Consider the following 11149-nt stretch of genomic DNA (forward strand, 5'->3'; position numbering starts at 1 on the left):
GTGGTGGGGTTGGCGGCGGCGCTGCCCGGGTTCCGCCGTTATGACGCGCGTACTGATACCCACGCCGTCGCTGTCCGGGCGGAACGGCTAGCGGCACATGCGAGCTCGTCCCTATGATCGAAGGCCGCTACGGGTCCGATCGAGGGGTTTGACATGGACAACGGGGACCGGAATGTGCCGTGGGGCGCGCCTGCCGATTCGCAGGGGGCGTCAGGGCCGCCGCCGTCGGGACCGCCGCCGGGCTGGCAGTGGGGGCAGCCGCAGGGGGCGCAGAACGGCCAGGGGCCGGACCCGGACGGGCCGGGCGGGCAAGGCGGTCAGCGAGGGGGCCACGGCGGACCGGGGGCGCCAGGCGGTCAGGACCCGAATCCGGGCCGGTCTCAGGGCGGGATGACGGCCTTCCCGCTCGCCGCCACCGGCACGTACTCGGCCGTCCGCCCGCCGGAACCGCCGCCGCGCCAGAACGCACCGCAGCCTCCGCCGCCGATGACGTCGTTCCCGCTCGCCGCGACCGGTGCCTACCGCGCGGTCGGGCAGCAGGGGAATCCGGATCTGTCGGCGAGCGGGTTCAGCGCCCCGCAGCAGGCCGGACCCGAGCAGCACAACCAGTTCACGCCGCCGCCCGGGTTCGCCCCGCCGCCCGGGTTCGGCAATCCCCCCGGGCCGCCGCCGGGCGACCCGGGCAGCAAGCGTCGCAGGACCCTGCTGATCGGGGGATCGGTGGTGGCCGTGGCCGCGGTGGCCGGCGGGGCGATCTTCCTGACCACCGGGAACAGCGGCGGCAGCAAGCAGCCGGCGGACAACTCCACCACCGCCACGACCGGCAAGGGCTCGGCCACGGCCGCGGACGGCACGCCGAGCAACGTCAGCGCCTCGTCCGCGCCGACCTCCAGCGCCCCGCCCACGACGTCCGGCGCCGCGCCGCCGGCCGCGCGCCCGGTCGCGGACGTGCTGCGCTGGCAGCTGAACGACAAGCCCGGCAGCAAGACGGCCGTGGACGGCTCCGGCAAGAACCGGCTCGGCACGCTGGACGGCACCGTGGGCTTCTCCACGGCGCACGGCGGCTCGGCGGAGTTCAGCGGCGCGGCGAACAAATCGGCGGCCGGGGTGATCAAGACCAAGGGCCCGGGGATCGACACCACGAAGAGCTTCACGGTCTCGATGTGGGTGGACCAGACCGGGCTCACCACGCCCACGAAGTTCGCCGCCGCCTTCAGCCAGGACGGGCCGCAGTGCTTCGCGTTCACGTTCAGCTACTCGCTGGAGACGAAGACCTGGTCGTTCGTGCGGTCGAACGCCGACGGGGCGACTCCGAAGACCGTCAACGCCGGCGGGACCGCGCCCACGCCGATGAACGTCTGGGCCAAGCTGACCGGGGTCTACGACGCGCAGGCCGGGACGATCGCCTTCTTCATCAACGGTCAGCCGCAGGGCGCGCCGGTGAAGACCAACTCTGCGCCGTATGCCGCGACCGGGCCGTTCGCGATCGGGCGGAGTTGGTACGGGAAGGGCGCGACGAACCCGTTCAAGGGCTACATCTCGGATGTGCAGGTGTTCGGGCGGGCTTTGTCGCCGGATGAGGTGCAGGCGCTGTAGACGCGCCGGTGCCGGCGGCTGTGGTCTCGGTCACCGCCCGCCGGCACTGTCGTCGCGCTGTCGTCGCACTACCGTCGTCCCGCCCGGGGCCTAGCCGTCGGCGTCCGCCGCCTCGTCGGCCTTGCGCCACGCCTCGTTGCGCTCCTGGACGCGTTGCAGCGCGTGCTCGGCCTCCTCCTGCGTCTCATACGGTCCCAGCCGGTCCTTGGCGGCACAGGCGCCCGCCGGCTCGACCACGCCGTGTTTCACGCAGTAGTACCAGCCGTCGTCGTCGGGCGGTTCGCCCTTCTTGGTCCAGCGCATCGCAAGTCTCCCTGCCTCCACCGGGTGCCTAGACTGTCTGACTATGGCGACACTCGTACCCGGCACCGTCTCTCCCACTCTGCCCGTCCCGGCGGCGATCAAGCGACCGGAGTACGTGGGACGCAAGGGACCCAAGGCGTACACCGGCGGCGAAGTGCAGGACGCCCAGACCCTCGCGAAGATGCGGATCGCCTCCCGGATCGCCGCCGACGCGCTGGTGGAGACCGGCAAGGCGGCCAAGCCCGGGGTCACCACCGACGAGCTGGACCGGATCGGCCACGAGTACCTGCTGGATCACGGCGCCTACCCCTCCACGCTGGGCTACAAGGGCTACCCGAAGTCGCTGTGCACCTCGGTGAACGAGGTGATCTGCCACGGCATCCCGGACAGCACCGTGCTGGAAGACGGCGACATCGTGAACGTGGACATCACCGCCTACATCGGCGGCGTGCACGGCGACACCAACGCCACCTTCGAGGTCGGCACCGTGGACGAGGAGTCGCACCTGCTGGTCGAGCGCACCCGCGAGGCGCTGGAGCGGGCGATCAAGGCCGTGCGCCCGGGCCGCCAGATCAACGTCATCGGCCGGGTGATCGAGAGCTACGCCAAGCGCTTCGGCTACGGTGTGGTCCGCGACTTCACCGGGCACGGCATCTCCACCGCGTTCCACACCGGCCTGATCATCCCGCACTACGACGACCCGTACTCCACGCTGGTGATGCAGCCCGGCATGACGTTCACCATCGAGCCGATGCTGACCCTGGGCACCGCCGACTACGAGATGTGGGCGGACAAGTGGACCGCGGTGACGCGGGACCGGAAGCGGACCGCGCAGTTCGAGCACACGATGGTCGTGACGAACGACGGGGTCGAGGTGCTGACGCTGCCCAGCGGGGCGTGATCGGCACCGGTCGGCGCCCGGCGAGAAGTGATCGGCACCGGTCGACGCACGGCGAGAAGTGCTTGGCGCCGGTTGCCGCCTGGCGGGACGTGATCGGCGCCAGCTGCCGCCTAGCCCGGCGTGATCCGCGCCGGTCGTCCCGCCGTCACGAAGCCGGCTCTATCAGGCTCCTGCGAAGCTCGGCGATCTGCTCCGCGGTCAGGCCGTGCGCCAGCAGGTACTCCTCCACCGAGCCGTGTGCGGCCCGCATCCGGTCCAGCGTCGCCAGGATCAGTTCCGGCGGGCAGGTCAGCGCCAGGCCGTTGAGCCGCTGCCCCAGGCCCGTGGAGGCCTGCAACTGCTCGACCGCCTGCGTGAACTCCGCGGCGAGGTAGGCGCTGGTGAGGTGGTAGTCCTGGGCTATCACCTCGTCGGCGACGCCGAGCAGCGACAGCACGATCGCGACCACCACGCCGGTGCGGTCCTTGCCGGCCGAGCAGTGCACCAGGACCGGCTGCGCGGCCGGGGTGGCGACGTGGCCGACAGCCGTGGCCAGAGCGGCGCCGCACTGGTCGACCATGTGGTCGTAGACCGACTTCAGGTCGTCCGGGGCCCGGCCGAAGGAGTCGCCGGTGAAGCGGAAGACCGGCAGCCGCAGCACGTCGATGCCGGTGCCGTCCAGGGCGTCCGGGGACAGCCGGACCTCGAAGTCCTCACGCAGGTCGACCACGGTGCGGACCGGCAGGCCCGCGAGGGTGGCGCGGGCCTGGTCGTCGAGGCGGTGCAGGGCGTCGCCGCGCAGCAGCCGGCCGGCCCGCACGGTGCCGCCGGCCGCCGGGTAACCGCCGACGTCGCGGACGTTGAACGTGCCGGCCAGCGCGATCCGGCGGTCGGCGGCGGTCGGCGGGGTCCGGTCGGCAGGTGTGGTCACGCGCACACGCTACCCGCGCCACGCTTCGCCCCACTGGCACCCCCTGACGAAGTCCGGGTTACCACGAGGTATCCTGACCCTTACCGCGTTAGGCCTTCGACCACGTCAGGGGGCTTGGGTGCCGAGGAGCTGGCGACCTGCCAAGAACCGGAAGCGCGAACACGCCGCTTCCACCGATGGGCTGCGCGCTGAAGGGCTCCTCGATCCGCTCGACAAACTCCTCGCCGCCGGGTTCGCGGTGGTCCCGGCGGCCGCCCCGCGCGAGGGTTCGTGCAGCTGCGACCGCCTGGGCTGTCCCACGCCCGCCGCGCATCCGCTGTCCCGGGCCTGGCAGGTCGAGGCCAGTGCCGACCCGGAGACCGTGGCCCGCTGGCGCTCCCGGCACCCCGGGGCGAACTGGGTCACGCCGACCGGTAAGACCCACTCCGTCCTGGACGTCCCGGATCAGCCCGGCGCCGACGCCCTGCGCCGGATCCTGGTGGCCGGCACCGCCCCCGGCCCGGTCGCCGAGGTCGACGGCCGCTACCTGTTCTTCATCGCGCCGCGTACGAACCCTGACACCGACGACGTCGACGAGGACGAGTGGTGGTCCAGCTCCCTGGACTGCCGCCCCGAAACCCTGCAAGAACACCCCGGCCTGCGCTGGCACGACCGCGGCAGCTACGTGTTCGTGCCGCCGTCGGTGAGCATGTCCGGCCGGACGGCCCGGTGGGTCTACTGGCCCGCGGACGGCACACCGCTGCCGGACGCGGTGGTGGTTTTGGAGGTGCTGGCCGATGTCCTCACGGAGTTTTCGCCCGGCTTGAGGCCGATTTGAGGAACATCGGGCTGCCCTAGGCTGCACCGCATGATCTCGAACAGGAACCTCGCCTGGGAGGGCTGCGTCAACGCCAGGGACCTCGGCGGGCTCGGCCGGATCAAGCCGGGCGCGGTGGTCCGGATGGCAGCCCCGACCCGCCTGACCGCGGCCGGCTGGGCTTCGGCCTGGGACTACGGCGTCCGCACTGTCCTCGACCTCCGCGCCGAGGACGAGGACGAACCGGACCAGGCGCCGCGACCGGCCGGTATCGCGACGGTCCGCGTGCCGCTGGACCCTGAGCCCGGCACGGCGTTCCACGACCGCTGGGCGCCGATCGACAACCTGGCGACCCCGCTGTATCTGCCGGCGCTGCTGGCCGAGTACCCGGACCGGGTGATCGCCGCCGTCCAGGCCATAGCGACCGCGGCACCCGGTTGCGTGGTCTTCCACTGCGCCGGCGGCAAGGACCGCTCCGGACTGATCGCCCTGGTGCTTCTCGCCGCGGCCGGGGCGCACCCCGACGAGATCATCGCCGACTACCTGCTCACCTTCGACCGGTTTCGGGAGCGATACGCCGAGCTGGGCATCCGCAACCAGCTGATCACGGTCAGCGAACACCTCGAAAAACACGGCACCACCATCGAGGCGTCCCTGAGCTCGACGATAGGCGGGCTGAAGATGCCCGACTACCTCCTGGCCAACGGGCTTTCCGAAGCGGAGCTCGCAGCCCTGGACGCCAGACTCACCGAGTGACGGAACTCACACCGCTGATCCGGAGCGCCAGGCGGTGAGAGTTCGCGCGAGTCTTAGAGCGCTGATTCGGGCTGATTCGAGCTGATTCGCCGAGCCGTCACAGCTCCGGCTGCCGCACCGCCGACTGGATCGTCCCGACCACCTCGCCGAAGCCGATCCGCGCGCCGTTCGGCCCCGGCGCCACGCCGCCGATCGCGACCGTGTCGCCGTCCACCAGGAAGGTGCGGGTAGAGCCGTCGGCCAGGGCCAGCGGCTCGGTGCCGTTCCAGGTCAGCTCGATCAGTGAGCCACGCTGTTCGGGCAGCGGGCCGGAGACGGTGCCGGAGGCGTAGAAGTCGCCGGTGCGCAGGCTGGCGCCGTTCACCGTCATGTGCGCCAGTTGCTGGGCCGGGGTCCAGTACAGGCCGGCGAACGGCGGTGTGGAGACCGTGCTGCCGTTGAGCTTGACCTCCATGACGATGTTGTAGCCCCAGGTCTCGCCCTGCAGGTACGGCAGCGGGACCGGGTCCTGGTACGGCGGCGCGATGCGGGCGTCCTCCAGCGCGGCCAGCGGGACCACCCACGGGGAGACCGAGGTCGCGAAGGACTTGCCGAGGAAGGGGCCCAGCGGCACGTACTCCCAGGCCTGGATGTCGCGCGCCGACCAGTCGTTGACCAGCACCACGCCGAAGACGTGCTCCTGGAAGTCCTCCACTCCCACCCCGTGTCCGAGCGGCGAGGGGGTGCCGACGACGAAGCCGACCTCGGCCTCGATGTCCAGCCGGACGCTGGGCCCGAACCGCGGTTCGGCGTCGGTGGGGGCCTTGCGCTGGCCGGAGGGCCGGACGATCGGGGTGCCGGAGGGCACGACCGTGCCGGAGCGGCCGTGGTAGCCGATCGGCAGGTGCTTCCAGTTCGGCAGCAGCGGCTCGCCGTCCGGCCGGAAGATGTGGCCGAGGTTGGTGGCGTGGTCCTCGGAGGAGTAGAAGTCCACGTAGTCCGCGACCTGGAAGGGCAGATACAGCACCACGTCGGCGAGCGGCACCAGCAGCGGCTCGACGGCCTTGCGCCGCTCCGGCTCGGTGAACAGCTCGGTGAGCCGGGTCCGCACCGCCGCCCACGCCGGAGCGCCGAGGGCCATGAACGGGTTCAGCGTGCCGATCGCGAAGTACGCCGCCGGCTCCTCGATCGTGCCGTCCAGCAGACCGTTCATGGCCAGTGCCCCGAGGCTGACGACGAAGTCGCCGATCCGGGTGACCACGTGCGCCGGGCGCTCACCGTGGGTCGCGACGCCGTAGGGCAGGTTCTCGACCGGGAAGCCGGTCTGGGGCGGCAGCGGGACCCAGGTGGGCAGTGTCATTGCGGTTCTCCCGTGGTTGAAGCTCGGCCAGTCGGTCAGTCGGGCCAGTCGGTCAGTCGTCAGTGGGACAGCGGATCCGGCAGCAGCCCGAGGCCCGACAGATCGTCGATCGGCTCTTGGAAGCTACAGGAGCCGTACCCGTGGAACAGGTCACGGGTCCGGGCCGTGTCCTCGACTGTCAGAGCCTTGACACGCTCGGCCAGATCCGCCCCGTCGGTGCGGGCCAGGACCACGGCGACGTCCTCGATCTCCGCGCCGTCGCCGGCGCGCTCGGCGGCCAGCAGGACGTTGAGGAAACCGTGGTGCATAAAGCCGGTCGAGGCGTCCATGTGGCGGACCGCGTTGTGCAACCCGGCGGTGCACTTGAGGCCGATCTCCAGGTCCGCGCAGCCGACCAGGAACTCGGCCACGGCCAGCGGGGTCGGGAACGCCTCGGCGGTCAGCCCGCCGGTGCGCAGCTTGGCGTAGAGCAGCTCACGGCCGGCCAGGGTGGGGAGCAGGGAGCGCATGTCGACCGGGGCGATCTCGATGTACGCCTCGACGCCGTACGGCAGCCGCCCTTCCAGCTCCGCCAACCGGTCGCCCGGGTGGCGGATCTCCACGGCCTCCAGGATCAGCCGGTCGTCGTCCTCCAACTCGGCGAACGCGGCCAGCAGAGCGTCCACGCCGGTGTCGCCGATCAGGCCGAGCCGCAGCCCCTCGTCCGGGTCCAGCAGCGGTTTCAGCTCGGCCAGCTTGGAGACCGGGCACAGGAAGCGGCCGAGCAGACCGCTGTACCCGCCGGCGTCGTGGGCCAGGTGCGCGGGCACCGCCTCGGCCATGGGGGCGTCGCCGGGCGGGAACAACGCCGCGTCGTCGATCAGCTCTGCGAACAGGACGCCGAGGGCGCCGGGGTCGGCGGTTGACATGACCGCCACGGTAGCCCATGGTCGAAGTAAGCGGACAGTGACGTCCGATTATCGAACACTCTTGAGGGGACCGCGGCGATGGCCTACTACCGCTCCGTGGGCGAGATCCCGCCCAAGCGGCACACCCAGTTCCGGCGCCCGGACGGCGAGCTGTACTCCGAGGAGCTGATGGGCGTCGAGGGCTTCTCCTCAGACTCCGCCCTGCTGTACCACCATGGGCTGCCCACGGCGATCGTGGACTCCGCGGAGTGGGAGCCGCCGGGGCCGCTCGCCGGGGCGGTCGCCAACCGGCCGCTGAAGCCGCGGCACTTCCTGACGCACAAGCTGGACACCTCGGGGCTGGACGCCGTCACCGGCCGGCATCTGTTGCTGGGCAACGGAGACGTGCGTCTTTCCTACGTCGCGGCGACGGAGGCCTCTCCCCTATACCGGAACGCCATAGGCGACGAGTGCGTGTATGTGGAGTCCGGGTCCGGCGTCGTGGAGACGTCGTTCGGCGCGATCGAGGTCGGTCAGGGCGACTACGTGATCCTGCCGACGTCGACGATCCACCGGTGGGTGCCGACAGCCGGAGCCGGTGCCGGGTCCGACGTCGCCGAACCGTTGCGGCTGTTCGTGATCGAGGCGACCGGGCACATCGGCCCGCCCAAGCGCTACCTGTCGGCCAAGGGCCAGTTCCTGGAGTCCTCGCCGTACTGTGAGCGGGATCTGCGCGGGCCGAGCGAGCCGCTGCTGGCCGAGGGCTCGGACGTGGAGGTCCTGGTCCGGCACCGGGCCGGCGGGACCAAGCTGACCTACGCGCACCACCCCTTCGACGTGGTCGGCTGGGACGGCTGCCTGTACCCGTACGCCTTCAACATCGCCGACTTCGAACCGATCACCGGCCGCGTGCACCAGCCGCCGCCGGTGCACCAGACCTTCGAGGGCCCGAACTTCGTGATCTGCTCGTTCGTGCCGCGCAAGGTGGACTACAACCCGCTGTCGATCCCGGTGCCGTACAACCACCACAACGTCGACTCCGACGAGGTGCTGTTCTACACCGGCGGCAACTACGAGGCCCGGCGCGGGTCCGGCATCGGCCAGGGCTCGATCTCGCTGCACCCCTCGGGCCTGACCCACGGCCCGCAGCCGGGCGCCGCGGAGCGCTCGATCGGCGCGGAGTTCTTCGACGAGCTGGCGGTCATGGTGGACACGTTCCGGCCGCTGGAGATCGGCGAGGGCGGCGTGGCGTCCGAGGACCCGGGGTACGCGTGGACGTGGTCCGGGCGGCACAACGGGGCCTGACGCCAGCTGACACCGGCTGACAGCAGCTGACACCAGCCAGAAGTAACCCGGGTCGGCGGACTTGCCGCGGCCCGGGTTCGGGTAGCGTCACCATGTGCTGAGAAGGACTCTGGTCGCCGTCGGATGCGCCGCGCTGCTGGCCGGTTTCGGGCCGCTGCCCGCACCGGCGGCCCGGGCCGCCACTTCGTGCCCTGATTCGCAAGGCCCGCTGCTGGCGTACAACGCCACCCGCGCCTGGAGTATCGCGGGGAGCAAGGGCGGGGGCGTGAGCATCGGCGTGGTCGGCGCGCCGGACCGGGTCGCGGAGGTGGCGTGCGCGATCAGCGCGCTGGCCCCGGAGGCGACCGTGGCCTCGGGGTCGGCGGACGGGGCCATCGTGGTCGTCGCGGACACGTCCGTCGATCCGGCCTCGATCGGGGGCGCGGCGCTGGTGATCGCGGCTGCCGGGGACACCGGGGAGCTGATGTCGGCGCGTCCGCAAGGTGTGGTGAACGTGGCCGCCGCGGACGAGTCGGGCGCCCCGCTGCCGTCCTCCGCGTCCGGCCCGGCGGTGACGCTGGCCTCGTACGGCAACGACACCTCGACCGCCTCCGGCTACGTCGCCGCCCTGGCCGCGATCCTGCGGGCCGGCCACGCGAACTGGCCGGCCCGGCAGGTGGTGGCGCAGATGGCCGGCTCGATCAACCCGGTGTCCGGAAACCAGCACACCGACCAGCTCGGCTTCGGCATCATCTCGCCGGTGCAGGCGGTCAGCCAGGGGCCGGTCGATCCCGAGACGCTGCCCGGATTCGACGCCATGTTCCCGGTCAACCAGCCGCCGCGCAGCGTCGCACCGAGCACGCGTTCGGCGCCGACCAGTGCCGGGAGCGCCAGTGGTCCGGACACCGGGTCATCAGCTCCCTCATCCGCGGCTTCGGGTACGCCGTCCGCCACGCCGACGCCCCAGGCCTCGGCACCCGGCAGCACCGACTCCGCCAACGTCTGGCCGACCAATCCGGTGCTCTCCACGAGTCCCTCGAACGGGTCACGTGCCGCGGCGTCCGGGGGCGGCGGATCGGGTGGGATCAACCCGATCCTGGTGATCGGGTTCCTGGTCCTCCTCGCAGGTGGCGGCTATCTCCTGTGGGAGCGCAGGCGCCGGCTCAAGCCCGCCGCGACCACGCCGGAATCGGAGTGGGAGGCGCCGAGCGGTCCCCGGCATTCGGGATACAGCCCACCGGAAGAATGATCGTCCGCTAAGTTGACTCCCATGCCGCAGAACGTCGGGGTACCACCGGAACCCAGAGGTTTCTCCCCTAACGTGTCCGGCATGAATGGCGACGAGGGCGGGTTCGGCAGGCCGCCATCCCACGACGCGCCGACCGAGTACATCCCGCGGATAACGGACTCCCCCTCGCCCGCCGAGGCGCAGACCGAGTACATCCCGAAGGTCGTGTACACGCCGCCGCCCCCGTCTCAGTTCTCTGATGGGGAACCCGAGCCGGAGCCCTCGTTCGGCTCCCGCTCGTCCCGGACCGCGGCCCGGGCCAACCGGCAGGCCCAGCGCAAGCTGCTGGTGCTCTCCAGCTTCGGCGAAGTGCTGATCACGCTCGGCGCGGTGATGGCGCTGTACGTCGTCTACACGCTGTGGTGGACGAACGTCGAGGCGAACAAGGCCGCGAACACCGAGGCCAACCACATCCAGCAGCAGTTCCAGCAGCAGCTGGCGCCGACCGCCCCGGGTGCCGCGCCGAAGTCGGCCTTCGCGCCGAGCGAGGGCTTCGCGCTGATGAGCCTGCCGGCGATCGGCAAGATGAACGTCCCGGTGATGCAGGGCGTGGACGAGGAGAAGGTGCTCGACAAGGGCGCCGTCGGGCACTACACGACGCCGGCCACGGCGATGCCGTGGGACGCGGTCGGCAACTTCGCGGTCGCGGCCCACCGGCGGACGCACGGCGAGCCGTTCCGCTACATCAACCAGATGCGGGTCGGGGACCACGTGGTCGTCGAGACCACGCACGGCTGGTACGTGTACGCGCTGGACAAGGAACTGCCGCAGACCAGCCCGGAGAACATGGGCACGATCGCGCCGATCCCCAAGGGCGGGCCCTTCACCAAGCCCGGGAAATACATCACGCTGACCACGTGCACGCCGGAGTGGGCGTCCACGTACCGGCTGATCTGGTGGGGCCACCTGGTGCGGGTGGACCCGCTGAACGGTCCGCCGCCGCCGGAGCTCAAGGACGCCAACCGGCACACCTGACCTGCGCGATTCTTGGATTCGCGATGGTGGCCGCTACCATGGATCGAATCCAAGCGAACGCTGCGCGGGACAGGTCACCTTAGAAGCCGGTCGGAAACCGGCTTCTGTCATGTG

11 protein-coding genes are annotated in these 11149 nt (G+C 71.3%); 7 read left to right on the forward strand and 4 right to left on the reverse strand.

Annotated features, from left to right (window positions below; genetic code table 11):
- The first annotated feature begins 153 nt into the window (after positions 1-153).
- Positions 154-1596: a LamG domain-containing protein gene (locus tag IZR01_RS22035; protein ID WP_194924957.1), complete on the forward strand. Its 1443-nt coding sequence runs from the start codon at positions 154-156 to the stop codon at positions 1594-1596.
- 90 nt (positions 1597-1686) lie between these two features.
- Here the strand turns inward: IZR01_RS22035 and IZR01_RS22040 are convergent, their stop codons facing one another.
- Positions 1687-1899, reverse strand: coding sequence for a hypothetical protein (locus IZR01_RS22040; RefSeq protein WP_194893934.1), 213 nt, complete (start codon positions 1897-1899; stop codon positions 1687-1689).
- A 43-nt stretch (positions 1900-1942) separates the two neighbouring features.
- On the opposite strand from IZR01_RS22040, the gene map reads away from it, so the two are divergent.
- Entirely contained in the window at positions 1943-2800 is an 858-nt protein-coding gene (map, locus tag IZR01_RS22045; protein WP_194924958.1) for a type I methionyl aminopeptidase, read from the forward strand.
- 145 nt (positions 2801-2945) lie between these two features.
- Here map and IZR01_RS22050 read toward each other — a convergent pair whose 3' ends face one another.
- Positions 2946-3710, reverse strand: coding sequence for a tyrosine-protein phosphatase (locus tag IZR01_RS22050; RefSeq protein WP_323747067.1), 765 nt, complete (start codon positions 3708-3710; stop codon positions 2946-2948).
- A gap of 118 nt (positions 3711-3828) precedes the next feature.
- On the opposite strand from IZR01_RS22050, the gene IZR01_RS22055 reads away from it, so the two are divergent.
- Together IZR01_RS22055 and IZR01_RS22060 are read left to right on the forward strand one after the other, a co-directional pair.
- Positions 3829-4527, forward strand: a complete 699-nt coding sequence (locus IZR01_RS22055) for a bifunctional DNA primase/polymerase (RefSeq protein WP_194924960.1) — start codon at positions 3829-3831, stop codon at positions 4525-4527.
- Positions 4528-4557: 30 nt separating this feature from the next.
- Positions 4558-5262 carry a tyrosine-protein phosphatase gene (locus IZR01_RS22060; protein ID WP_194924961.1) on the forward strand — a complete coding sequence of 235 codons (705 nt, stop codon included), beginning with the start codon at positions 4558-4560 and terminating at the stop codon, positions 5260-5262.
- 97 nt (positions 5263-5359) lie between these two features.
- On the opposite strand, the gene fahA is transcribed toward IZR01_RS22060, so the two are convergent.
- Positions 5360-6601 carry a fumarylacetoacetase gene (gene fahA, locus IZR01_RS22065; protein WP_194924962.1) on the reverse strand — a complete coding sequence of 414 codons (1242 nt, stop codon included), beginning with the start codon at positions 6599-6601 and terminating at the stop codon, positions 5360-5362.
- 59 nt (positions 6602-6660) lie between these two features.
- Positions 6661-7509, reverse strand: coding sequence for a hypothetical protein (locus IZR01_RS22070; RefSeq protein ID WP_194924963.1), 849 nt, complete (start codon positions 7507-7509; stop codon positions 6661-6663).
- Positions 7510-7587: 78 nt separating this feature from the next.
- On the opposite strand from IZR01_RS22070, the gene IZR01_RS22075 reads away from it, so the two are divergent.
- The 3 genes from IZR01_RS22075 to IZR01_RS22085 all read left to right on the forward strand — a co-directional run bounded on the left by IZR01_RS22075 (position 7588) and on the right by IZR01_RS22085 (position 11035).
- Positions 7588-8793 carry a homogentisate 1,2-dioxygenase gene (locus IZR01_RS22075; RefSeq protein ID WP_194924964.1) on the forward strand — a complete coding sequence of 402 codons (1206 nt, stop codon included), beginning with the start codon at positions 7588-7590 and terminating at the stop codon, positions 8791-8793.
- A gap of 94 nt (positions 8794-8887) precedes the next feature.
- A complete protein-coding gene (locus IZR01_RS22080; RefSeq protein WP_194893926.1) occupies positions 8888-10021 on the forward strand; it encodes a S8/S53 family peptidase in 1134 nt (377 codons plus the stop codon).
- A gap of 81 nt (positions 10022-10102) precedes the next feature.
- Entirely contained in the window at positions 10103-11035 is a 933-nt protein-coding gene (locus IZR01_RS22085) for a class E sortase (RefSeq protein ID WP_194893925.1), read from the forward strand.
- The last annotated feature ends 114 nt before the right edge of the window (positions 11036-11149 follow it).

It is taken from the genome of Catenulispora pinisilvae (assembly GCF_015356865.1).
Taxonomy (GTDB): Bacteria; Actinomycetota; Actinomycetes; order Streptomycetales; family Catenulisporaceae; genus Catenulispora; species Catenulispora pinisilvae.